We start from the raw sequence: 22,706 nt of genomic DNA on the forward strand, positions 1-22,706 counted from the left end.
ACCGCACAGCGCCGCACAGACTCACGGCGTGTCCCGGAAGCCCCCGGCCCCGCTCGGCACCGTGAGACCGCGGCGGTGCGCCCACGCCGTCACCTCGGCCCGGTTCGCCAGCCCCAGCTTGGCCAGGACGCTGCGGACGTGGCTTTCCACCGTGCGCTCGGACAGCACCAGCCGGTGGGCGATCTGGCGGTTGCTCAGCGCGCCCGCCACCAGGCCCACGATCTCCCGCTCGCGGCCGGTCAGCGGGTCGGCCTCGGTCCGCACCCGGTCGAGCAGAGCGGTGGCGTCCCGGAGCCAGCCGGGCATGCCGAGCCGCCGGGCTTCGTCGGCGGCCTGGCGGGCCAGGGGCTCCGCGCGGGCCGGCTCGCCCGCGGCGGCGAGCTCGGCCGCCAAGCGAACCCGGTTGTGCACGACGTAGGGCCGGGCGCCGAGCCGGGCGTCCCAGGCGATCGCCGCCTCGAACAGCGGGATGGCCTCGGTGTGCCGGCCCAGGAGCGCGGCCAGGCGGCCGGCCCAGCTGCTGGAGCAGTCGCTGCAGAAGGTGCCCGCCCCGCCCGAGCCGAACGGCGGCTCACCGGCCAACCGGTTCGCGAGCCACTCCGCGGTTTCGAGGTCCTCGAACGCCTCCAGCAGCGGCAGCAGGCTCGGGCCGATGCCCGGTGTGGGCCCGATGAAGTCGGGGTCACGCAGGCGCGGGCGCAGGGCGTCGTACCCGGCGCGCGCCTCGTCGCGGCGGCCGGTGACCAGGGCGCAGAGCGGCCGGGAGACGATCGTGATCGGGATCGGGGGCGCGATCGCCAGCAGCTCGTCGTAGCCGTCGGGCAGCTCGGCCGGGTCGCCGACCACCTCCGCCAGCTGCTGGGAGAAGGCGAAGGACATCGCGAGCGTGGACCGGTCCTCGGCCAGTTCCGCCCCGGCGAGCTCGCCCGCGAGCCGGTTCAGCTCGCGGCTCTCGGCGAACGCGCCGCGGTAGGCGGCCACCGACGCGCGCAGCCGCAGCTCGTGCCAGCGGACGAGCGGCAGCCGCGTCGTCGCCGCGAGCTCGGAGATCGCGGTCAGCTCGGTGTCGACGACCGGGATCGTGCCGACTTCGAACGCCGCGTCGATCCGCCACTTGTGCCCCCACAGCGCCACGAGCGGCCGGGCGGGGCCGCCGAGGGACACGGCGAGCGCGCCGAACCGCAGCCGTTCGGCCAGCGGCAGCTCGCGCGGGCGGGTTTTCAGCCGGGCGCGGACGGCGTCCAGGCGCGCCTCCTGGTCACCCGAGGCCTCCGCGAGGGCCAGGGCTTCGTCGGCGGTCTTCACCGCCTCGCCGGTCTTCCCGCTGTCGGCCGCGACCGAGGCCGACTGGGCCAGCAGCTTCGCCCGCACCGCCGGATCGGCGTCGGGGCCGATCGCGGCCAGCGCGGCCGCCGTGAGCGCGGCCATCTCCGGCAGCAGGCCGGGCGCGGCGGTGTCCCGGACGACGAGCGCCGCGGCCGCGGCGAGCGCCGGATCGGACGTCAGCTCCGCGGCCTCGCGCGCGTGGCCGAAGCTGCGCGCGAACCGGCCCGCCCGGTACTCCGCGGTCGCGAGGTCGACGAGCAGGGCGGCGAGCCCGTCGCGGGTGCCCGCGCGGCGGCGGCAATCGAGCGCCAGGGCGAGGAACCGGGCAGCTTCGGTGAAGGCGAGCGAGCGGGTCGCGTCCCGCGCCGCCGTTTCGGCCCACTCCGCGGCCCGGGCGAGGGCGTCCGGGGTCGCCGTGGCCCGCAGCCAGTGCCCGGCCACCACCCCCGGCTCGGCCCGGTGCTCCAGCGCGGCCGCCGCCCGGGCGTGCAGCTCCTCGCGGACGCCCTGGTCGAGGTCGGCGTAGATCCCGTCGCGCACGACGGCGTGGGCGAACCGCCGCGAGCCGGCGACGGCGGGCCGCAGGACCCCGGCGCGCACCGCGCGGTCGAGCGCCGTGACGACCTCGCCGTCCGGCAACGCGGCCACCTCGGCGACGACGTGCGCGTCGACCTCCTCACCGAGGACCGAGGCGATCGCCAGCAGCTCCCGCGCCCCGGCGTCCAGCCCGGCGACGGTGGTGCGGACGAGGTGCCGCAGCTCGGCTTCGCCGCCACCGGTCGCCGAAGACCGGGCCACCGCCTTGAGGTAGAGCGGGTTCCCGCCCGAGCGCCGCAGCGCGTCGCGCGCGTCGACGCCCACCCGGCCGGCCTCGGCGAGGTAGGCCCGGACGTCGGGCTCGGTCAGCGGCGCCAGCCGCAGGCTTTCCGTTCCCGGCCGGCTCAGCAGCTCCGGCAGGGCCTCGAAGAGCGGGCCGGCCGCGTCGGTGTCCCGGTAGGTCGCGACCACGGCGAGCCGCGACCGGCGGATCTCCCCGGCCAGGTGCCGCAGCAGCCGCAGCGACGCCTCGTCGGCCCAGTGCAGGTCTTCGAGGACCACGACGAGGCCGTCCGGCTCGGCCGCCGCAACCAGCGCGTCGGCGGCCAGCGCGACGAACCGGAACCGGGCCGCGACCAGGTCGGCGCCGGCGCGGTCGTCGAGGTCGGCCAGCGCCCGGTCCACCTCCGCGCCCGCCGCGGGCAGTGCCCGCAGCACCCGCCGCCACGGCCACAGCGGCGGCGCGCCCGGGTCGTCGACGCACCGGCCCCAGACCGCGGCCGGGCCGGTGACCGTCTCGGCCAGGCGGGTCTTGCCGATGCCCGCCGCGCCGCCGACGAGCACCAGCGCGCCGGTGCCGCCGTCCGCCGCCGCGAGCCACGCGCGCAGGTCGGCCACGGCACCGGCCCGCCCGACGAACGGTTCGCTGCGCGTCACCCGAGCAGTATCCCCTCCGCGTCAGGTTTGCGCGTTGTTCTCCGTACTGGCACTGATGCCCGGTACGCCGACCGGGACGAAAGTGACTCCCAACGCGCTGACCTGCGAAAAGGAGCACCCCATGCACGCCACCATCCACCAGTTCCGGAGTCCGCTCGGGACCCACGACCTCGCCGACGGCGCCCTCGGTGCCGCCACGCTCACCCAGCTCGGCGGCCAGGCCGGCGCCGTCGTCACCTTCTGGCCCGACGCCGCGGCCGCGGACGAGGCCGCGGCCCGCCGGCCGGCCGGGACCACCTGGCTCGACACCGGCGTCTACCGGGTTGCCGACGTGCAGTCGGCGTCGGACGCCGCCGCCTACGCCCAGCTCACCTGGTTCGACGGGCCGCGCGGGGCCGACCAGTCGGCCGCCGAGCAGCGCGCGGGGCGCGACCGCATCTGGCCCGCCGTCCGGGGCGTCGAGGGCGTCGGCACGACCTACGCCCTGATCGCCGAAGACCGCTCCCTGGTCGTCGTGGCGTTCACCGCGTCGCTGACGACGATCGAAGCCGTCCAGGAGGCGATCATGGCCACCGAGCTGCTGCCCGGCGAGGACCCCGCGCTGCTGCCCGGCCCGGACCGGGTCGACCTGCACCGCGTCCGGCACGCGGCCCTGCCGGCCCCGGCGGGTGCGCGATGAGCCCGCACACCGCCCCCGCGCTGCGCGCCGGGACCTGGACCGTCCGCAGTGGACGGACGACGGCCGCCTTCGAGGTCCGCAACTTCGGCTTCAACCGGGTGCGCGGCACGATTCCGGTCCGCACGGGCACCGTCGAGGTGCGCGACGGCGCGGTGATCGCCGTCCGGGCGGAGCTGGACCTCGGCGCGCTCGACACGCGGAACGCGCGCCGCGACGCCGACCTGCGCAAGCCGAACCTCCTGGACAGCGGCGCCCAGCCGGCCATGACCTTCACGGCCACCGGTGCCCGGCGGCAGGACACGGGCTGGGAAGTGACCGGCGAGCTGCGGCTGCGCGGGGCGTCGTGCCCGCTGACGCTGACCGTTGTCCCCGAGGGCGCCACCCGGGTCCGCGCCACCGGGACGCTGGACCGCGCCCCGCTCGGCATGCGGGCGCCCCGGCCGATGATCGGCCGGTACGTCCGGATCGTCGTCGAGGCGGAGCTCGAGCCGCCTAGCTGAAGTCCTTGGGGAGCAGGGCGGTCGCCGGGTCGGGGGCGGCGACCGCCTTGGGCCGCCGGTCGCGGAACAGCCAGCCGCCGACGATGCCGCCGGCGAACCCGAAGAGGTGGCCCTGCCAGCTGACCCCTTCCTGGCTCGGCAGCAGGGACGTGAACTGGTAGGCGAAGCACAACGCCATCACCAGCCCGATCACGATGTCGATCAGGTGCCGGTCGAAGAGCCCGCGCACGATGATGTAGCCGAAGTAGCCGAAGACCAGGCCGCTGGCGCCGACGGTGACCGAGTTCGCCGGCGAGATGAACCAGACGCCGAGGCCGCTGGCGAGGATGATCAGCAGGCTGACGCCGAGCCACTTCTTCACCCCGCGGTAGGCGGCGAGGAAGCCGAACACGAACAGGGGCCCGGAGTTGCCTTCGAGGTGGCTCCAGCCGTAGTGCAGGAAGGGCGAGCTGAGGATCTCCGGCAGTGACGCCGGGTCGCGCGCCTCGATGCCGAACTCCCGGCTCAGGTCGTAGCCGGTGGGGGCGTTGACCAGCTGGACCACCCACAGCGCGGCCAGCAGGCCGACCATCACCCACAGGGCTTTCTTGGCCTCGGCGATCATCGCCTCGGCGTCGCTGCGGACCGGGCCCTCGTTCATCGCGTCCCCCTGCTCGGTTGTGCCCGAGGATAACCCGGTGCGCGGCCCGGACGCGGCGTTCCGGACCCAGCCGTGACCTGGCAGGGTTGGGAGCATGACGTCACACCGGCCGGAGATGGTCTTCCGGGGCCGCCGCATGCCCGGCGACCGCGCCCTGGTCATGGCCATCGTCAACCGCACGCCCGACTCGTTCTACGACAAGGGCGCGACCTTCGCCGGCACCGCGGCCCTGGAGGCGGTGGACCGAGCGGTCGCCGCGGGCGCCGACATCGTGGACATCGGCGGGGTCAAGGCGGGCGAGGGCCCCGAGGTCGACGTCGACGAGGAGAGCAGGCGGGTGGTGCCGTTCGTCGCCGAGGTCCGCCGCCGCCACCCGGACCTGGTCATCAGCGTCGACACCTGGCGCCACGAGGTCGGCCGCCAGGTCTGCGAAGCGGGCGCCGACCTGCTCAACGACACCTGGGCGGGCGCCGACCCGAAGCTGGTCGAGGTCGCGGCCGAGTTCGGCACGGGGTACGTCTGCTCCCACGTCGGAGGCATGCCGGTGCGCACCGACCCGTACCCGGCGCCGACCCCCGAGCGGCCGTTCTGGCCCCGTTACGACGACGTCGTCGCGGACGTGATCGCCGAGCTGACGGCGGCGGCCGAGCGCACGGTCGCGGCCGGAGTGCCGCGCGGCGGCGTCCTCATCGACCCGACCTTCGACTTCGGAAAGAGCACCCGCCACGGCCTCGAGCTCCTCCGCCACTTCGACCGCCTGGTGGCGACCGGCTGGCCGGTACTGGTGGCGCTGTCGAACAAGGACCTCATCGGCGAAACCCTGGACGTCGAAGCCCACGACCGCCTATCGGGCACCCTGGCGGCCACGGCGATAGCGGCCCACGCGGGCGCGGCGATCTTCCGCGCGCACAACATCCGCGAGACCCGCGAAGCAGTGGAAGCGGTAGCGGAGCTGACGTCCACAGTGGATTGAGCCCGCACCCCAAACAAAGGAGCGGGTGGTCATCCCGTCGCCTGAGGCCCGAAAATCACTTTGAGCCGGGCCCGCAACCCACAGCGCAGCGTGAGGGGACAGCGGAAGCTTGCGGGCCCGGCTCAAAGTGATAGGCCTCAATCAGGCGACGGGATGACCACCGCGCGGCCCACCTCGAGAAAGTGAGGGGGCAGCGGCGAGGGGTGGCCATCCCGGAGCCTGCCCGTCCGGCGAGGACAGCTTTTGTCTTTTGCCGCGGTAGAGCGGCACCGCGGGTTCTGCCGTGGCTTCTACTGCGGGTTCTGCCGCGGCAGGGCGGGTCCGACCTCCCCCGCCCCTCCGGTGGGAGTTTCAGCCGCCGCCCGGGTTTGTCAAGGCGGGAAAGCGTGCCTTGACAAACCCGATCGTCGACTGAAGAGAAGGCTGGGATGAGGGGCGGGGGAGGCCTGGTGACGTCGTGGTCGTCTTGCGTTGCCGGCCGCAGGTCTCTGGTGACCGGCCGCCTGCCACCCGCCGCGCCCGCCGTGCCCGGCCCGGCGTGCCGCTTTGGGCCGGCTCGCCGAGCCCGCCCGGGCCTGGCTCGCTCCGGCGCCACCCACCCGGACCGGGCTTGCTCCGGGCGCCACCCGCCCCGCCCGGGCCCGGTCGCGTTACCCCCGCCGCCGGGCTGCGTCGAGGAGTTCACCGCCTGTGCAGCCAGCGAGGCTGTATCCGGCCACGACCTCCCGGAGGCCCGGAAACCCCAAGTCCACTATGGACCAAGCCGCCAAAGCGATGTGACTTCGGCGGCGCGAGCCCGGTGCAGCGGGTCGGCGGGGTCGAGCGCGCGCGGATGACGCGGTGTCGCTTCGGTTCGGTCCACGACCCGCAGCCCCGCCGCTGCTATCCAGCCGAGGAGCTCGGCGCGCGTGCGCGAGCCCAAGTGCTCGGCGAGGTCCGAGAGCACCAGCCATGCCTCGCCGTGCGGGGTCAGGTGGCGGCGGGCCCGGTCGAGGAAGCCGCGCAGCATTCGGCTGCCCGGGTCGTACACCGCGTGGTCGAGCGGTCCGCGCGGGCGGCCCGGCAGCCACGGTGGGTTGGCCACCACCAGTGGTGCCCGGCCGCGGGGGAACAGGTCGGCCGGCACCACTTCGGTGCGGCCGGCGAAGCCGAGCCGGGCCAGGTTGTCGGTGGCGCACGCGATGGCACGGGGGTCGGTGTCCGTCGCCACCACCCGCGCCACCCCGCGGTGGGCGAGGACGGCGGTGAGCACGCCGGTGCCCGTGCCGATGTCGAACGCCAGGTCCGTGCCCGGCAACGGCGCCTCCGCGACCAGGTCGACGTACTCCTGCCGCACCGGCGCGAACACGCCGTAGTGGGGGGTGGATCCGCGCCCCGAGCGCCGGGACGGCGACACCGCGGCGGCGCCATTCCGCCGCGCCGAGGACGCCGAGCAGCTCCCGCAGCGGCACCGCCGCGGCGGTGTCCAGGGGGCCGTAGACCGCGGTGCACGCCGCGCGCACGTCCGGCGCCCGGCGCAGCGGGACGACGTGCCCGGGGTCCAGCGGGACGTACAACAGGGAGAGCAGCCGCGCCCGGCGGGCGCGGTCCGCGCGGTAGCGGGGGTAGTCGTCGGGCGGGGGCGGCGGGATCCGCCGGTTCACGGCGTCGAGCAGGCGCCGCGCGGCGGGGTAGCTGCCGCGCCAGAGCAGGGCGGTGCCGGTGGACATCGAGCGGAGGGCGGCGTCGGCGGACAGCCGGTCGTCGGCGGCCGCATGCCGCGTGGGTGGTGAGAAGAGCCGGCGGTCGGGTTCGCCGGGCAGGACGAGACGAGCCACGGTAAGGGGGTTTCCGTTCTTGCTGCGGGCACGACGAAGCACCCGCGAGAGGTGCGGGGTGTGCGAAGGACCGGAGCGGGAACTAGCTCAGGACAGCAGCATGAACGGGAGTCACTCTTCGAGCCTAGGGCCTGGGGGCGATGGCGTACAAAGGATGAAGAGGTGATGCCGGATGACGCCCTCGGTGGTGCGGCACGAGAAGCGGCGCCGGTGGGCGGTCGTCGCCGCCGTGGCCGCTGTGCTCGTTTCCGCGCCGTCGGTCGTCGCCGCGCTTGCCCCGGCCGGCGCTGCGGCCGATCCGGACCGGCTGCGGGCGCTCGTGCTGGATTCCGCCGGACGGCCGTACCAGGGTTACGCCGAAAGCGCCGGTTCGCTCGCGCTGCCGGAGCTGCCGAACCTCGCCGCCGTCACCGCGCTCTTCTCGATGCGGACGCCGATGCGCGCCTGGTACGCCGGGCCCGACCGGTACCGCGTCGACATCCTCGGCACCGCCGGCGAGCACGACGTCTACCGGCTGCCCGACGGCGAATACACCTGGGACTACGGCGACAACACGCTGACCGAGCTGATCGGCGAGCCCGGCCTGCGGCTGCCGCGGGCCGGTGACCTGCTGCCGCCCGAGCTCGCGCGGCGGATCCTGGGCGCGGCGAAGGGCGACCCGGTGAGCGCGCTGCCGGGGCGGAACGTCGCCGGGGTCGCCGCGTCCGGCCTGCGGCTCGTCCCCGCCGATCCGGACACCACCGTCGGGCGGGTCGACGTCTGGGCGGACCCGGCGACCGGGGTGGCGGTGCGCGTCGAGGTGACCGCGCGTGGACAGGAGGCCCCGATCCTGGTGACCGAGTTCCAGCAGCTCGCACAGACGACGCCGGTCGTCGAGGCACCGCGGCCGGCGCTCGGGTCCGGGTTCGGCGTGACGAGCGCGCCGGACGTCGCCGACACGCTCGGCGCGTTCGGCCAGGTTCCGCTGCCGTCCTCGCTGGCCGGGCGCCCGGTGGTGTCGTCGGACTTCGGGGGCGTGCAGGGCGCCGCGCTCTACGGCCGGGGGCTGGCCGCCTTCGCCGTGATCGCCGTGCCGCGCACGGTGGCCAACGCGGCGGGCGACGCCGCCGGGAAGGCCGGTGCGGTGCAGGTCAAGCTGGCCGCGGGGAGCGTCGTGCAGCTGTCGATCACGCCGCTGTCCCTGGGCATCGTGCGGTCGTCGGTGTCCCGGCGCTCCTACCTGCTGGCCGGGACGGTGACACCGGAGGTGCTGAAGTCCGTGGCCGACGAGCTGTCCCGGCTGCGCCGGAGCGGCCCGTGATCGTCACGCGCGCGCTGACCAAGCGCTACGGCCGCACGGTGGCCGTCGACGCGGTCGACCTCGAAGTCCGCGAAGGCGACCGCTACGGCTTCCTCGGCCCGAACGGCTCGGGCAAGACCACCACGGTCCGGATGCTGCTGGGCCTGGTCTACGCGACCGCCGGGGAGATCGAGGTGCTCGGGAAACCGGTGCCGAAGCGGGTCGCCGAGGTGCTGCCGGACGTCGGTGCGCTCGTCGAGGGCCCGGCCGCGTACCCGCACCTGTCCGGGCGCCGGAACCTGGCGCTGCTCGACGCCGCCGGCCGCGGGGGAGGGCGGCGCACACGACGCCGTCGCATCGACGAAGCTCTCGAACAGGTCGGGCTGGCCGGGGTCGACCAGCGGCCGGTGAAGGCGTACTCGCTCGGCATGCGGCAACGGCTCGGGCTCGCCGGCGCGCTGCTGCGGCGGCCCCGGCTGCTGATCCTCGACGAGCCGACCAACGGGCTCGACCCGCAGGGCATCAAGGAGATCCGCGAGCTGCTGGTCGAGCTGAACGCGGGCGGCACCACGGTGTTCCTGTCCAGCCACCTGCTGGCCGAGGTCGAACAGCTGTGCACGCGCGTCGGCGTCGTCGACCGCGGCCGGCTCGTGCTGGAAGAGGACCTGGCCACGCTGCGGGCGGCCACCGGCCGGATCCTGGTCGGCACGCCGGACGCCGCCGCGGCGGCCGCGGTCCTGGACGGCCAGCTCGAAGCCCGTGACGGCGACCGGCTGGTCATCCGGCACGGCGATCCGGCGGCGCTGAACGCGCTGCTCGTCGAGGCGGGGGTGCGCGTGACGTCGATCCACGCCGAACAGCGGACGCTGGAACAGGTCGTCCTCGACGTGACGGGTCCGGGCTCGGACCGGTTCGGGGCGGCGGGGTGATCGGCGTCGAACTGCGGAAGCTCGCGCTGCGGCCGCGGGTGTGGTTCAGCGTGCTGCTGCTGTGCCTGCTGCCCGCGATCGTCGGCGTCTTCCTGGCCACGGCCGACTTCGCGCCGCCGCCGGGGCAGGGCGGGGCGTTCCTCTCGGCGGTGGTGAACGACGGCGCGCTGTACCCGGCCGCCGCGCTCGCGCTGGTGCTGCCGCTGTTCCTGCCGATCGCGGTCGCCGTCACCGCGGGCGACGCGATCGCGGGCGAGGCGGCCACCGGCACCCTGCGCTACCTGCTGGTGCGCCCGGTCGGCCGGACGAGGTTGCTGGGCGCCAAGATGGTCGCGCTGGCCGTGTACGTCACCGCGGCGATCGTCATCGTCGTGCTGACCTCGCTGGTGCTCGGGGTGATCCTGTTCGGCACCGGCGGCAACCCCGGCGTCGCGGGGCCGGGCGGGCAGCCGACCGGCGTGACGTCGTTGTCGGGGCAGTCGCTCAGCTCGTCCGCGCTGGGCCTGCGGCTGCTGGGCGCGGTGACCTACATCGTCGTGTCGATGCTCGGGTTCGCGGCGATCACCGTCTTCCTCTCGACGGTGTCCGACTCGGCGCTGGGGGCCGCGCTGGGCGGGCTGGCCGTGCTCATCACGAGCACGGTGCTGGAGACCCTGGACGCCGCCGCGTCCGTGCGGCCCTACCTGCCGACGCACTACTGGCTGTCCTGGATCGACTTCTTCCGCGATCCGGTGCTGTGGCGCAACATCGACCACGGGCTGCTGCTGCAGGCCGGCTACATCGTGGTGTTCTTCGGGGCCGCGTGGGCGAACTTCGCGACGAAGGACGTCACGAGCTGAGGCAGTCGGTGGGCGCTTCGAGCGGGGTGGTGCCGAGGGCCTGCAGGACGATCTCGGTGACGGCGGGGTCGGTGGGCAGGTCGCCGTGGCCGGCCGGGTTGCCGGGGCAGACCTGCTGCAGCGAAACGTTGACGGCGCCGTCGAGCCGGGCGGAGTCCGGCGGGGTCACCGTCTCGTCGAGGTCGGTCCAGAGCGACAGCCACGGCAGGCCCGGCGGGAGCGGCTGCTTGGCCAGCTCCTGCAGGAGGCTGCTGCCCGGGGCCAGCTGGACGCACGCGGCAGGACACCCGCCCGGGACCAGCGCGCCACCCGCCGTGGCCAGGCCGGTGCCGTGCATCGGCGCGCCGAGCGTCACGACCCGGCGGGCCTGGTGGTCGCCGCCCTCGCGGTCGACCCACAGCCGCGCGACGACCCCGCCGGCGGAGTACCCGACGACGTCGACCGAAGGCGCGCCTTGTTCGTAGGCCTTTTCGACGGCTTCGGCGAGGACGCCGGCCTGTTCGGCGAGGTCGCCGGTGCCGTCGCCGGCCAGGGTGAGCACTTCGGCGGACCGGCCGGTGGCCTGCCGGATCCGCTCGGCGAGGGTCTCCAGCGCACCCCGCCCGCCGCCGTAGCCGGGGACGAGCAGCACCGGGCCGGGCTTGTTCTGGTCCGGTGTCCCGGCCTCGGGCGCGGCTTTCGCCCCCGAGGTGGCGACCACGGTGGCGACGACCACGGCCACCACGGCGACGGCGACACCGCTCAGCATCAGCCGCCGCCGCGGGCTGAGCCCACTCCACCAAGCCGTGATCCGCACCGCTCCATGATGACCCGGCCCGCGCCGGGTGGGCGTGACGGAAGCCGGATCTCGCGTGATCGAGCCCGTAACTCGCGAGTTACGGCTTCGATCACGCGAGTTACGGGCGGGATCACGCGGGATCCGGGTCAGCCGGCGCCGTAGCAGACGTAACTGGCGGCTGCGGGGGAGTCCGGGAGCTCCGACTGGGCCTGGGCCAGGGCGGCCGCCGGGGTGTGGCCCGCCGCGAGGTGGCGGTGGTAGCGGAGCATCAGGGCGCGGCCGGCGTCGTCGGGGATCGGGAGGACCGTGGCCACCAGGCTCGTCGTGCCCAGCGCCAGCAGGGCCGAGGCCAGGCCCAGCAGCTCGTCGCCCGCGTGGATCGCCGAGCGGCCCGAGTCGCAGCCCGACAGCACGACCTGGCGCGGCGGGCGGGCCAGCCGTTCCAGGTCGTACACCGTCAGCGGACCGTCGGCGAGCCGGAGCGACGAAAACAGCGGGTTGTCCGTGCGGAACACCCCGTGCGCCGCGAGGTGGCCGAGCGCGGCGCCGTCGAGCGCGGCGAGCACCGGCTCGACCCGCGCGGTGCGGCCGGTGAACCGCCGGGCGCCCGGGTAGCGGCGGGCCAGCGCGGCGGCCTCCGCGGCGGCGTGCGGCAGCCCGGGACCGGCCACGAGGACGTGGTCCCCGCCCTCGCCGCGCGGGGCGGTCGCCGCGCGGTGCCACAGCGCCGCCGACGGCGCCAGCGACACCGGACGGCCACGGCTGCCCGGCAGCGCCGGCCACGGCAGCTCGTGCAGCCGCCCGGTCGGCACGATCACCAGCGGGCCGTCGCCCAGCGGGAGCGGGGCCAGCAGCAGGTCGTCGAGGCGGCGGGCCGTCCGCTCGGCGAGCCCGGCGAACGAACCGAGGCCGAACGCCCGGCGCCGCAGCGCGAACCGCAGCTCGTCCAGGCGCTCCGCGGCCTCGGCCGCCGAGCCCAGCTCGCACCGCCGCAGCCGGCCGCCGCCGAGGACGAGCGCCGTCAGCCGCCCGTCCAGCTCGACGTACTCCACCAGCGTGGCCGGGCCCAGCGCCGCGGCGAGCTCCGCGCGCGACGGGATGCGACTGTCCGAAGTAGACGCTCCGGAGGCGTGCCGGGCGCGGTCGCGCACCGCCTTCTCGAGCCGGGCCTGCCGGCGCAGCAGGGCCGGCGCCTGGCCGGTGCCCGCGGCGAGGTCGACGGCGGTCTGGCGCAGCGCGGCGAGGTCCGCGGCCAAGCCCTCGTCGTCCGGCGGCCATGCGGGCCGCAGCCGCAACGCACCGGCGTGCCGCTGTTCCGCCCACCGCAGCACGGCCTCCGGGTGGCCCGCTTCGACGGCGAGCCGCAACCCCAGCCCGGTCAGCTCGCTCGCGTGGCCGGACGCGTGGGCGCGCAGCTCGCTCGCCCCCAGTCCGGCCCGGAACCGGCCGATCACCCGGACGCCGGCACGCACCGCCGCGTCCGCGCCCCGGCGGTCGCCGCGGACCAGCCGCAGCAACGCCGTCGCGTGCCAGGCACGGGCCCGCAGCTCGGCCGGGCCGTCGCGCCCGGCCCGGCCGACGACCGTCAACTCGGCCTCCGCGACGGCCGGACGGCCCAGCGCCAGCGCCAGCGACGCGACGATCAGCCGCGCGTCCAGGGCCGGGACCACCCAGCCCGCGTCGGCCAGCGCCGCCACCGTGCGCTGTCCGGACCGGAGCATCGCCGTCGTCCGGTGCCCGCTGTCGCGCCGGGCCCGCAGCGCCAGGTAACCGCCGAGCGCGGCCCAGCCCGGCCGGTGCTGGCGGGCCGCGGACCGCCGCGCCAGCGTGGCTTCACGCAACGCCGTTTCCGGGTCGTCGTCCAGCAGCGCGACCTTCGCCAGCAGCAGCCGCGCCTGGACGAGGTCGACGGCGTTGCGCCGGCGTCGGTAGTCGGCGACGGCAGCCGTGGCGGCTTCGCGCGCTTCGGCGATCAGGCGGACGGAGAGCAGCGTTTCGGCGCGTTCGATCGGCAGCAGGCCCTGGTCGGTTCCGGCTTCTTCGTAGCGTGACGCGGCTTCGTCGTACGCGGCGAGCGCGGCCGGGACGTCGCCGCGGACGGTGGCGGCGAGCCCGCGGTTCTGCCACACCATCGCCGTCCGGCCGAGGTGGCCGGTCGCGGTGAAGCCGTGCTCGGCCCGGCGCAGGTCCTCCTCGGCACCCCGCCAGTCGCCGAGCCGGGCCAGCACGATGCTGCGGTTCGTGCGGACGGTGGCCTCGATCAGGGCGTCCCCGCCCGCCGCCCGCAGCGTCTCGAGCGCGGCCGCGAACTCCGCGGCGGCGGCACCGAACCGGCTGATTTCGGTGAGCACGACGGCCCGCTGCATGCGCAGCCGCGCCGCCGCCGTCCCGGTCAGCTCCGGCATCGCGCGGTCCAGCTCGCGCAGGGCTTCGGCCGTGCGCCCGGTCAGCGTCAGCACGTACCCGAGCACCCCGCGCGTCTGGGCGGCCCGCTCGCGGAGGCCGGCGCCGTCGGCCAGCCGGACGGCTGCTCGCAGCCGGGTCTCGGCGTCGGTGAGGCGGCCGGTGGCCACCCCGGCGAGGCCGAGGGCGTGCTCGGCGACCGCGGCGGTCTCGGCGTGGCCGTCCGCTTCCGCGAGCGCCGCCCCGGCCAGTGCCCGCGCCCGGACCGGCGCGGTGAACGCCAGGTCCGCCGCGGCGACGGCCTTGGCCAGTGCCCCGGTCATCGCCGCTTGTGCCCGCTCCGGCCGGTGTGTATCGATGGGAGGGGTTCGCGGATCGGGTTACCGACCCGTTCACTCATGACCGGTCCCGGAGGGGGACACATGACCCGATATCGCCATCGAGCCGGCGAGCTGCTGGTCCATGCCGACGATTCTGCCGCGATCCACGCCGAACTGGCAGGGTTCGGCTATCACCCGGACGGGGGCGCCGGCCCGCTGTGCCGCTTCACCGGCACCCGCCCGGTCCCGGAGGTGCTCGCCGCCCTGCGCGGCCGCGCCGCGAGCCCGAACCACCTCTTCGGGCTGGACCGCATCATCTGGGCGGAACCCGGCCTGCGCCCGAAGCCGACCACCAGCGAACTGGCTCCGTTGCCCGAATCCGATGCGGACCCGACAGTCGGGGTGATCGACACCGGCATCCTGCTGTACCAGGGCGAGCCGCACTCGTACCTCGGCCACCGGGTGGTGTACGACCAGGAGGACACCGTCCGCCCGGAACGCGACGAAGACGGGAATCCGATCGGCACGGCCGCGCACGGGACGTTCGTCGCCGGGGTGGTGCTGAAGCAGGTGCCGCCCAAGGTCCGCGTCCGCATGAAGGGCGTGGTCGACAAGTCGGACGGTGCGGCCGAAGACCTGGCGGTCGCCAACGCCATCGACGAACTGCGCGAAGAGGGCATCACCCTGATCAACCTGTCCTTCTCCGGCGCGACCTGGGAGGACGAACCGCCGAAGGCCATCGAGGCGGCCCTGCGCAGGTTGCCCGCGGACGCGGTCGTGGTCGCGTCCGCCGGGAACCGGTCCAGCCGGCGCCGGGTCTACCCGGCCGCGATCATGCTCGAGGACACCCCCGGCAGGCCCCGCGACTCCCACGCCCGGGTGATCGCGGTGGGCGCGGCCGACCCGACGAAGGATCCGGCCAGGCCGCGGGTGGCCGACTTCAGCAACTACGGTCCCTGGGTTTCGGTCTACGCCGACGGTGTCGACGTGCTCGGCCCGTACTTCCGGCCCGGGTACCCGACCCAGCCTGCCGGCGCATTGCCGCAGTACAACGGTTTTGCCGCCTGGAGCGGAACCTCGTTCTCGGCGGCGATCGTCACGGGGAGGATCGCGGCGAGGATGGCCGAGGACGTCTCGGCGCGGGCGGCCGCCGATCTGGTGGTCCGCCTGCCGGAGGCCGGCCGCGAAGATTCGCCCGTGGTGCAGCTTTGGGACGTGAACGGTGCTCAGCGTGTCCCGTACGTGCAGGGCCGGCTGATCGAACCCGGCGTGGGTTAGAGGCTCGCCCAGCCGGTGGTGACCGCCGTGCCGTCCGCGGCGGTCACCGTCACCCGGGTCGCTCCGCGTTGGAGCCCCGTCGCCGTGAACCAGCCCTCCGCGCCGATCGGGCTCGTGCGCCGCTCGCCCGCCACCTCGATCACCGCGTCGCCCGTCGCGCCGGTGATCAGGCCGCGCAGCGAAACCCGGCCGCCCGCGTATTCCACCTGCAGCTCCACCGACACGCGCGGCGACTCGAACGACAGCAGCCGGACGTCGTCGCCCGCCGCGCGGACCGCGCCGGCTTCCGCCAGGTCCGAGTCGAAGGCCAGGTCCGCCAGCTCGGCGTCCAGGTCCCGGGTGGTCAGCGCCGCGCGGGCCTGGCGCAGCACGAGGTCCGGCACCGGGTCCGCCTCCGCCGCGGCCGCGCGCAGGAGGTCCATGAGCTCGTCGTCGGTGGTCATGTCCGGTCCTCCGTTCCGAGCCCGGCCTGGCCGGCCCGTTCGCGCAGCCGGCCCAGGCAGCGCTGCCGGGTCGGGCCGATGCTGCCGACCGGCATGTCGAGGGCGTCCGCGACCTCCGCGTACGACGGCGGTGGCGTCGCCATGAGCACGCGCAGCAGCCGACGGCACTGGTCGGACAGCTTGTCGAGCGCGCGCCAGAGCGCGGCGTCGCGCTCGCCCAGCAGCAGGGCCGCGTCGACGGCCGGGCCGGACGCCGGTTCGCTCTGCCAGACCTGCTCGTCGGCCGGGCGCTCCCGGTCGGTGCGGCGGAGCTGGCGCAGGCACTCGTGCCGGGTGGTGGTGGCCAGCCAGCCGGGCAGCCGCTCCGGTTCCTTGATCCGGCCGAGGTTTTCGACGAGCTTCAGCCAGGTCGTCTGGACGACGTCGGCCGCGTCGGCGTCGGAGAGCCGGTGGGCGCGGGCGATCGACCAGAGCAGGCTGGCGAACCGGTCGACCAGGGCGTCCCACGCCGCCTGGTCGCCGCGCGCGGCCGCCTCGAGCAGGGTCGTGGTGTCCACTTCACCTCCGCTTGACCCGCTCAGCCTAGCCAACAGCAGCCCTTCGGACCCGTACGCCATCGGGGGACTCCTTCGCGTCTTCCTCCCGCTCATCCGATCCGGTGAGAGCACCGGAAATACCTGAACCGGCTTCGTGGCGGCCCCCGTGTGCGTGGTGGGAGCGGTGGAGACGGATCGGGGTGAGCCGGTCATGCGCATTCGGGTGTTGCTCGTTGTGCCGGTGCTGGTGGTGGAACTGGTCGCCTGCGGGCAGCCGGTGGTGGAGGTGAAGGGCCGGGCGCAGCCGGTGCCGGCGAGCACCGGCGCACCCCCGTGCGATTTGCTCGGGGACACGCCGGTGGCACCGCTGTTCGCCAGGCTCTAGTCGAACGGATCCAGCGTCAGGTAGGCCGTCGCCGGGTTGCCGTCGTTGACCAGGGATTCGTGGTGGCCGACGTCGTCGAACGCGAAGGCGTACGCCTTGCCGTCGGCCATCTGCGCGTGGATCTTGCGCGCGTAGTGGTTGGTGACGGCGTCCTGGTAGAAGCCCGCCGGGCTCGTGTCCGGCTGGTTGGCGTTGGTCAGCAGCGTCGAGCGGTTGAAGCCCGCGCAGAGCGTGCGCGAGATCCGGCCGCGGACGTCGTTCGGCGCGTCGAGGTTCTTGTAGCAGCCGAAGACGCTGTCGGAATCCGGTTTCTGGAACGCCGTCACGAACCCCCCGGACGTGTTCGTGAAGTTCATGGTGCCGCCGGAAACGCGGCCGTAGTACTTCACGTTCGGCTGGTCCGCCACCGGTGTCACGGTCAGCGTCGACGAGCTGTACTTCGTCCAGACGCGGTTGATGTAGTCCTGCAGCACGGTCGCGGGCAGCGCGCCCGCTTCGATGCCGTGGCTCGGGGCCAGCGCGCGCAGGACCGTGCCGTCGGAGCGGGTCCGGATCAGGTTGGCCCAGCCGCCCGGCTGGCCGCGCAGCGCGGTGTAGAAACCGTGGTAGCCGCCCGGTTTCAGGTGCCCGGTGCTCCTCGTGGTGCCGCCCACGGGCTGCACGCCGACCGCGTACGGCGCGGAGAACATGTCCACCTGGGTGCTGTTGATCCAGAGGCCGCCGTCGTTGAGCGTGTACTCCGACCAGTTGAAGAGGATGTTGACGTTCGGGTCGGACGGGTTCTGGATCGCCGGCTGCACCAAGCCGCCGGTGGCGAGCTTGAAGACCAGCTTCTGCCCGTAGGAGAAGTAGATCCGGCCGGAGAACTTCGGGATCCGGATGGTGATCGACTGGCCGTTCGCGGGGCCGGGGATGGCCGCGTCAGGCGCCGGGATCGGCGGCACCGCGCCGCCGGGCCAGGCGTGGAACGTGCCGTTCGCGTCGGCCCAGCCCTGCTGGCCGGTGGCCAGGTTCGTGCCGAGGTCGTAGAGGTAGACCGGGTCGCCGCGCCCGGAGTTGTTGGTGATCTTCAAGGGGATCGTGGCCGGCACCGCCTCGGCGGCGGGGGCGGTCGCGGTGGCCATCGCGAGTGCCGCGGCCAGCACCACAAGCCGTTGCCGGACGGACGTCTTCGTGCGCACGGGCGCCTCCTCGTCGAGGCCGATGATCGCAAGTTGTTCAGACCATTTCAGCGTCGGTGGCCCGGTGAGCGGTTGTCAAAGGCTGATGGTTATCAGCCCCCGTCCGGAGCAGCGGCCGCCGCTGCGCGGCCACGACGGCGGCCAGCACGATCGCGGCGCCCAGCAGCTGCCACGCCGTCAGCCGCTGGCCGAGCACGAGCCAGCCGAGCAGGGTGGCGACGACCGGGCTCAGCAGCCCGAGGAACGTCACGTGGGTCGCGGACAGTGCGCGGATCCCCCGGAACCACAGGGCGTACGCGAACGCGGCCCCGATCAGCGCGAGGTAGGCGTAGCCGGCCAGGTTCGCGCCGGACAGCGACGCGGGCGGAGCGCCTTCGACGGCCAGCGCGACCGGGACGAGCACCAGGCCGCCCGCGACGAGCTGCCAGCCGGTGGTCGCCAGCAGGGGCGCGGGGGACGTCCAGCGCTTGCTCAGCACGACACCGGTGGCCATCACGACCGCCCCGCCGGCCGCGGCGGCGACGCCGATCGCGTCGAGGCGCGCGCCGGCCTGCAGGACCAGCAGGCTGACGCCGGCGACCCCGGCGAGACCCGCGAGCACGGTGCGCCGGGTCAGGCGTTCGCCGAGCAGGCCGGTCGACAGGCCGGCGACCAGGAGCGGTTGCAGGGCGCCGAGGGTGGCGGCGACCCCGCCGGGCAGCCGGTAGGCGGCGATGAACAGCAGGGCGAGGAACGCGCCGATGTTCAGCGTCCCGAGCACCAGCGAGCGCCACCACCAGTCGCCCTTCGGCAGGCGGCGGGTGAGCGCGACCAGCAGCAGCCCGGCGGGCAGCGCCCGGATGACGGCGGCGAGCAGCGGCCGGTCGGGCGGCAGGAACTCGGTGGTGACGAGGTAGGTGGTGCCCCAGATGGCCGGGGCCAGTGCGGTGACGAGGACCTGTTTGTTTAGCACTAAGCCAGATTACCTCAGCGCTAAGGTAACTCGCTACCCTTTCACTTAAAGCTAAGACATCGGTTACGCTGTGCCCATGGCCGACCACGTGGACCGGGTTCTGGCGCAGTGGCACGCCGAGCGCCCCGACCTCGACGTTTCCCCGATGGCGGTGATCGGCCGGCTGTCTCGGCTGAGCGCACTGGTCGACGCGGAGCTGCGCCGCACGTTCGCCCGCCACGGCCTGGACCGCGCGACCTTCGACGTCCTCGCGACGCTGCGCCGCAGCGGGCCGCCCTACCGGCTGACCCCGACGGAGCTGATGCGGTCGGCGATGGTGACGTCCGGGGCGATCACCCAGCGCTTGGACAAGATGGAGGCGCGGGGCCTGGTGGAGCGCACGCCCAACGAGGCGGACGGCCGGGGGGTGCGCGTGCGGCTGACCGAAGCCGGCGGCGAGCTGATCGACCGCGCGCTGCCCGAGCACGTCGAGACCGAGCACCGGATCCTGGCCGCGTTGGACACCGGCGAGCGCGAAGAGCTGGCCGCGACGCTGCGGACGCTGCTGGAGAGCCTGGGCGGCTCGGGCTCCTAGGAGATCTGCCGGACCGGCTCGCTGCCCAGCAGCAGGTCCAGGTCGATGCGGCCGCCCGCCGCGGCCAGCACGGCGTCGATCGCCAGGTCGACGTCGAGCTTGCGGCCGTGCTGGTCGGCGTAGGCCCGCATCAGGTTCCCGATGTGCCGCTCCGGGTTGCGCCACGACGGCCACCGCATGGACGCCTGCTTCGCCAGCTTCCCGAAGTCGGCCTGGCGCGCGGTCGCCTCCAGCAGCCACTCCAGGTAGACGCGCATGCCGTGGACGGCCGTCTGGCCGGGGTTCGCCACCGGGCCGTGGCCGGGCACCAGGGTGCGCGGGCGGAACGTGTCCTGCAGCCAGTCGAGCGCGTCGAGCCAGCCGGGGATCGAGCCGTGCACCGCCATCGGGGTGTCGCCGATGCCCACCAGGTCGCCGGTGAACAGCGTGCCCGAACGCGGCTCGTGCACCACCAGGTCGCCCGGCGTGTGCGCGACGCCCGGCACGGCCACGACGTCGACGGTCGCGCCGCCCAGGTCCAGCTCGTGCCAGCCGGTCACCGGCCGCACGGCTGCCGGCTCCGGCGGCTCGAGCACGCCCCACTGCGTGTAGGTGAAGACGTTGCCGTAGGTCTGCGGCCCGGCCTTGACCAGTTCCAGGCTGCCGGGGGCGGCCAGCGCGGTACCGCCGTCACGCAGGGCGACGCCGAGTCCGTTGTGGTGTTCGCCGTGCGCGTGCGTGATGACGACCGTGAGCTCCTGGTCGCCGGCGTACTTGCGGACGTCGCGCAGCAGTTCCAGGGTCGCCTGCTCGGTGCCGCAGGTGTCGATCAGCGCGACGCCCTCGGTGCCCTGGATCCAGCCGCTGTTCGCGACGAACCATTCGGCCGGGCTCTTCACGTACGCCACCACTCCCGGCCGCGCGTGCCGGAGCGGGACGATGTTCGATCTGACGGCCGGCATGCTTTCCTCCCCTGGACGGACGATGCGGTTAACGACGGTGACCGGGCCAGGTTGCGCGGATTCTCCCGGAATGTTTCCGGCAATTTCTGTCGGCTGACCGGTCGAGAATTTTTCGGATTCTCCGAGGTGCAAGGTCTTGACAGTCGATCACAACCGTCCATACTGGTATATACCTTTATGGGAGGGTCCGGGAGAAAAACCAGGGGGACTTCGCGCTCGTGGGCCGACGGAAGGTCTGAGGGGTCCTTCCGTCGGCCGCGCGAAGGCCGGTCACCGGCAGTGTTGACACAGATACTGGTACGAACCAGTATGTCTCCTGCCGTCCGGGAGGAGAAACATGACGGGGGCACATCTCCGGATCGACAACCGGCTGATCCACGGTCAGGTCACCGTCGCGTGGACCCGCCGCCTCGGCGTGCGCCGGCTGGTCGTCTGCAACGACGACGTCGCCGCCGACGACCTCCAGCGGATGCTGCTCCCGCAGGCCGCGCGGGGACTGCCCACGGAGGTGCTGTCGGTCGAGGCCACGCTGGCCACCGAAGCCGGCGCGGACGTCATGATCATCGTCAAGCACCCCGGGGACGTCTTCCGCCTCGTCGAGGGCGGGCTGCGGCCCGAGGTCGTCAACGTCGGCAACGTCGCCCCCCGGCCGGGTGATCCCTACACCATGGTCACCCGCTCGATCGCGGTCACCGCGGACGAGGCCGACGCCTACCGCAAGCTCGCCGCCGCGGGCGTCCCGCTGGTCACGCAACTGCTGCCGCAGGACAAGCCCGCCGACTTCATCTCGCTGCTCGACCGGAAAGGGCTTTAGCTCCAGCATGCTCGTCGCGTTGGCCCTGACCCTGTGGGCGATCTACTGCACCTACGACGGGCTCGGCCCGTTCCTCATCTACGCCCAGCGCCCGCTCATCGCCGGCTCGGTGGCCGGGCTGATCACCGGCCACCCGCTGCTCGGCCTGCTGATCGGCGCGACGCTGGAGCTCGCGGCGCTGGGTGTCTACACCTACGGCGGCGCCACCATCCCGGACTACCAGACCGGCGCGATCGTCGGCACCGCGCTCGCCGCGGGTGCCGCCGGCGCTCCGGCCGCGCAGGCCGCGATCGGCATCGGCGTCGGGCTGCCGGCCGCGATCCTGCTCTCGGCGCTGGACCCGGTCGGCAAGATGGTCACCACCGGCCTGGTGCACCGGGCCGACGGCTACGCCGCCGACGGCAACGCCCGCGGCCTGGCGATGATCCACTGGGTCAGCCTGATCCCGTGGGTGGCCGTGCGCGCCGTCCCGACGTTCCTCGCCGCGCTCGCCGCGTCCGGCGGGCTGGTCAAGGACATCACGGCGAGCATCCCCGCCGGTTTCGTGCAGGGCATGACGCTGGCCGGGTCGCTGCTGCCGGCGGTCGGCTTCGCGCTGCTGCTCGGCATGATGGAGCTGTCGCGGTACTGGTACCTGCTGCTCATCGGGTTCGTCGGGTTCGCCTACCTGCACCTGCCGGTGCTGGGGATCGCGCTGATCGGCGTCGCGGTCGCGATGCTGTTCGTGACGCTGAAACGCGACGAGCCGGCGCTCGCCGTCCCCGAACCGGCCGAGGAAGCGGCCCCCGCGGAGTCCACAGTGGATCCAAGGCTGACGAAACAGGACCTGCGGCGGGTGTTCCGCCGGTACTTCTGGTCGAGCCAGATCTCCTGGAACTACGAACGGATGCAGGCGCTCGGGTTCGCGTACTCGATGGAGCCGGTGCTGCGCCGGCTGTACCCGGAGAAGGCCGACTACGTCGCCGGCCTGCAGCGGCACCTGCAGTTCTTCAACACCTCGGTGCTCGTCGGCGGCCCGTTGATCCTCGGCTCCAGCGTCGCACTGGAGGAGGCGGGGACGCCGAAGTCGGCGGCGAGCACGAAGGTCGCGCTGATGGGGCCGATGGCCGGCATCGGCGACACCGTCGTCTTCGCGCTGTACAACAGCATCGTCTTCACCATGGGCGCGTCGTGGGCGCTGCAGGGCAACTGGCTCGGCCCCGCCTTCGCCGCCGTCATGGTGCTCGTGCCGTACGCGCTGGTGCGGCGCTGGCAGTTCGGGTTCGCCTACCGCGAGGGCAAGCGGCTGGCCGGGCACCTCGCCGCCGGTGCGCTCGCGCGCGTCGCCCAGGGGGCGACCGTGCTCGGGTTCGTCGTCCTCGGCGGGTTCATCCCGTCGATCGTCAAGGTCGTCACCACGCTGACCTACCGGCAGACCACCACGGTCCAGGGGCAGCCGGTGACGCAGTCGGTGGCGATCCAGGACCGGCTCGACGAGCTGCTCCCGTTCCTGCTCCCGGTGCTCGTGACCGCCGGGGTGTACCTGCTGACGGTCAAGGCGCGGCTGCGGCCGGTCTGGGTCATCGGCATCGTCGTCGTCGCGGGGGTCGTCCTGGGGTGGCTCGGCTGGTTCGCGCCATCGGCCCCGGCGAAAGGTTAGGAGTCCG

General features: G+C 74.2%; 20 protein-coding genes and 1 pseudogene. 11 read left to right on the forward strand and 10 right to left on the reverse strand.

Annotation, left to right across the window (positions count from 1 at the left end; translation table 11 throughout):
• Nucleotides 1-21: 21 nt before the first annotated feature.
• Entirely contained in the window at nucleotides 22-2,799 is a 2,778-nt protein-coding gene (locus tag QRY02_RS44575) for an ATP-binding protein (protein ID WP_285988697.1), read from the reverse strand.
• A 121-nt stretch (nucleotides 2,800-2,920) separates the two neighbouring features.
• Between QRY02_RS44575 and QRY02_RS44580 the strand changes: the two genes are divergently transcribed.
• Nucleotides 2,921-3,478 (forward strand): hypothetical protein, encoded by a 558-nt coding sequence (locus QRY02_RS44580; RefSeq protein WP_285988698.1) that lies wholly within the window; start codon nucleotides 2,921-2,923, stop codon nucleotides 3,476-3,478.
• Nucleotides 3,475-3,978 carry a YceI family protein gene (locus QRY02_RS44585; RefSeq protein ID WP_285988699.1) on the forward strand — a complete coding sequence of 168 codons (504 nt, stop codon included), beginning with the start codon at nucleotides 3,475-3,477 and terminating at the stop codon, nucleotides 3,976-3,978. Before QRY02_RS44580 ends, QRY02_RS44585 begins: the two co-directional genes overlap by 4 nt.
• Here the strand turns inward: QRY02_RS44585 and QRY02_RS44590 are convergent.
• Nucleotides 3,971-4,618 (reverse strand): rhomboid family intramembrane serine protease, encoded by a 648-nt coding sequence (locus QRY02_RS44590; protein ID WP_285988700.1) that lies wholly within the window; start codon nucleotides 4,616-4,618, stop codon nucleotides 3,971-3,973. The two genes, QRY02_RS44585 and QRY02_RS44590, sit on opposite strands and share 8 nt — an antisense overlap.
• 94 nt (nucleotides 4,619-4,712) lie before the next feature.
• Here QRY02_RS44590 and folP point away from each other — a divergent pair, with 94 nt between their 5' ends.
• A complete protein-coding gene (folP, locus tag QRY02_RS44595) occupies nucleotides 4,713-5,591 on the forward strand; it encodes a dihydropteroate synthase (RefSeq protein WP_285988701.1) in 879 nt (292 codons plus the stop codon).
• Between the two features lie 751 nt (nucleotides 5,592-6,342).
• On the opposite strand, the pseudogene QRY02_RS44600 reads toward folP, so the two are convergent.
• A pseudogene (locus QRY02_RS44600) lies at nucleotides 6,343-7,408 on the reverse strand (methyltransferase).
• A gap of 172 nt (nucleotides 7,409-7,580) precedes the next feature.
• On the opposite strand from QRY02_RS44600, the gene QRY02_RS44605 reads away from it, so the two are divergent.
• The 3 genes from QRY02_RS44605 to QRY02_RS44615 are packed head-to-tail and all read left to right on the forward strand — an operon-like array spanning nucleotide 7,581 to nucleotide 10,455.
• Complete coding sequence (locus tag QRY02_RS44605; RefSeq protein WP_285988702.1) at nucleotides 7,581-8,708, forward strand: hypothetical protein; 1,128 nt, start codon at nucleotides 7,581-7,583, stop codon at nucleotides 8,706-8,708.
• Nucleotides 8,705-9,616 (forward strand): ABC transporter ATP-binding protein, encoded by a 912-nt coding sequence (locus QRY02_RS44610; protein WP_285988703.1) that lies wholly within the window; start codon nucleotides 8,705-8,707, stop codon nucleotides 9,614-9,616. The genes QRY02_RS44605 and QRY02_RS44610 overlap by 4 nt, the downstream gene beginning before the upstream one ends.
• Nucleotides 9,613-10,455 carry an ABC transporter permease gene (locus tag QRY02_RS44615; RefSeq protein ID WP_285988704.1) on the forward strand — a complete coding sequence of 281 codons (843 nt, stop codon included), beginning with the start codon at nucleotides 9,613-9,615 and terminating at the stop codon, nucleotides 10,453-10,455. The genes QRY02_RS44610 and QRY02_RS44615 overlap by 4 nt, the downstream gene beginning before the upstream one ends.
• Here the strand turns inward: QRY02_RS44615 and QRY02_RS44620 are convergent.
• Together QRY02_RS44620 and QRY02_RS44625 are read right to left on the reverse strand one after the other, a co-directional pair.
• Nucleotides 10,445-11,251, reverse strand: coding sequence for a lipase family alpha/beta hydrolase (locus tag QRY02_RS44620; protein WP_285988705.1), 807 nt, complete (start codon nucleotides 11,249-11,251; stop codon nucleotides 10,445-10,447). The genes QRY02_RS44615 and QRY02_RS44620 overlap by 11 nt on opposite strands.
• A gap of 128 nt (nucleotides 11,252-11,379) precedes the next feature.
• On the reverse strand, nucleotides 11,380-13,959 hold the full coding sequence (locus tag QRY02_RS44625; protein ID WP_285988706.1) for a CHAT domain-containing protein: 2,580 nt from the start codon (nucleotides 13,957-13,959) through the stop codon (nucleotides 11,380-11,382).
• A gap of 99 nt (nucleotides 13,960-14,058) precedes the next feature.
• Between QRY02_RS44625 and QRY02_RS44630 the strand changes: the two genes are divergently transcribed.
• Nucleotides 14,059-15,234 (forward strand): S8 family peptidase, encoded by a 1,176-nt coding sequence (locus tag QRY02_RS44630; protein WP_285988707.1) that lies wholly within the window; start codon nucleotides 14,059-14,061, stop codon nucleotides 15,232-15,234.
• Here QRY02_RS44630 and QRY02_RS44635 read toward each other — a convergent pair.
• Nucleotides 15,231-15,677 (reverse strand): hypothetical protein, encoded by a 447-nt coding sequence (locus tag QRY02_RS44635; RefSeq protein WP_285988708.1) that lies wholly within the window; start codon nucleotides 15,675-15,677, stop codon nucleotides 15,231-15,233. The two genes, QRY02_RS44630 and QRY02_RS44635, sit on opposite strands and share 4 nt — an antisense overlap.
• Nucleotides 15,674-16,234, reverse strand: a complete 561-nt coding sequence (locus QRY02_RS44640) for an RNA polymerase sigma factor (protein WP_285988709.1) — start codon at nucleotides 16,232-16,234, stop codon at nucleotides 15,674-15,676. Before QRY02_RS44640 ends, QRY02_RS44635 begins: the two co-directional genes overlap by 4 nt.
• Nucleotides 16,235-16,424: 190 nt before the next feature.
• Here QRY02_RS44640 and QRY02_RS44645 point away from each other — a divergent pair, with 190 nt between their 5' ends.
• Nucleotides 16,425-16,598, forward strand: a complete 174-nt coding sequence (locus QRY02_RS44645; protein WP_285988710.1) for a hypothetical protein — start codon at nucleotides 16,425-16,427, stop codon at nucleotides 16,596-16,598.
• Here the strand turns inward: QRY02_RS44645 and QRY02_RS44650 are convergent.
• Both QRY02_RS44650 and QRY02_RS44655 read right to left on the reverse strand, forming a co-directional pair.
• Complete coding sequence (locus tag QRY02_RS44650; protein ID WP_285988711.1) at nucleotides 16,595-17,779, reverse strand: glycoside hydrolase family 64 protein; 1,185 nt, start codon at nucleotides 17,777-17,779, stop codon at nucleotides 16,595-16,597. The two genes, QRY02_RS44645 and QRY02_RS44650, sit on opposite strands and share 4 nt — an antisense overlap.
• Before the next feature lie 37 nt (nucleotides 17,780-17,816).
• Nucleotides 17,817-18,731 (reverse strand): EamA family transporter, encoded by a 915-nt coding sequence (locus QRY02_RS44655; RefSeq protein ID WP_285988712.1) that lies wholly within the window; start codon nucleotides 18,729-18,731, stop codon nucleotides 17,817-17,819.
• Between the two features lie 76 nt (nucleotides 18,732-18,807).
• On the opposite strand from QRY02_RS44655, the gene QRY02_RS44660 reads away from it, so the two are divergent.
• Nucleotides 18,808-19,305, forward strand: a complete 498-nt coding sequence (locus QRY02_RS44660; protein ID WP_285988713.1) for a MarR family winged helix-turn-helix transcriptional regulator — start codon at nucleotides 18,808-18,810, stop codon at nucleotides 19,303-19,305.
• Here QRY02_RS44660 and QRY02_RS44665 read toward each other — a convergent pair.
• Complete coding sequence (locus QRY02_RS44665; protein ID WP_285988714.1) at nucleotides 19,302-20,246, reverse strand: MBL fold metallo-hydrolase; 945 nt, start codon at nucleotides 20,244-20,246, stop codon at nucleotides 19,302-19,304. The two genes, QRY02_RS44660 and QRY02_RS44665, sit on opposite strands and share 4 nt — an antisense overlap.
• A 337-nt stretch (nucleotides 20,247-20,583) precedes the next feature.
• On the opposite strand from QRY02_RS44665, the gene QRY02_RS44670 reads away from it, so the two are divergent.
• Both QRY02_RS44670 and QRY02_RS44675 read left to right on the forward strand, forming a co-directional pair.
• Nucleotides 20,584-21,060, forward strand: coding sequence for a PTS sugar transporter subunit IIB (locus QRY02_RS44670; protein WP_285988715.1), 477 nt, complete (start codon nucleotides 20,584-20,586; stop codon nucleotides 21,058-21,060).
• A 7-nt stretch (nucleotides 21,061-21,067) separates the two neighbouring features.
• Complete coding sequence (locus tag QRY02_RS44675; protein ID WP_285988716.1) at nucleotides 21,068-22,699, forward strand: PTS system mannose/fructose/sorbose family transporter subunit IID; 1,632 nt, start codon at nucleotides 21,068-21,070, stop codon at nucleotides 22,697-22,699.
• Nucleotides 22,700-22,706 lie beyond the last annotated feature (7 nt).

It is taken from the genome of Amycolatopsis sp. DG1A-15b (genome assembly GCF_030285645.1).
Taxonomy (GTDB): domain Bacteria; phylum Actinomycetota; class Actinomycetes; order Mycobacteriales; family Pseudonocardiaceae; genus Amycolatopsis.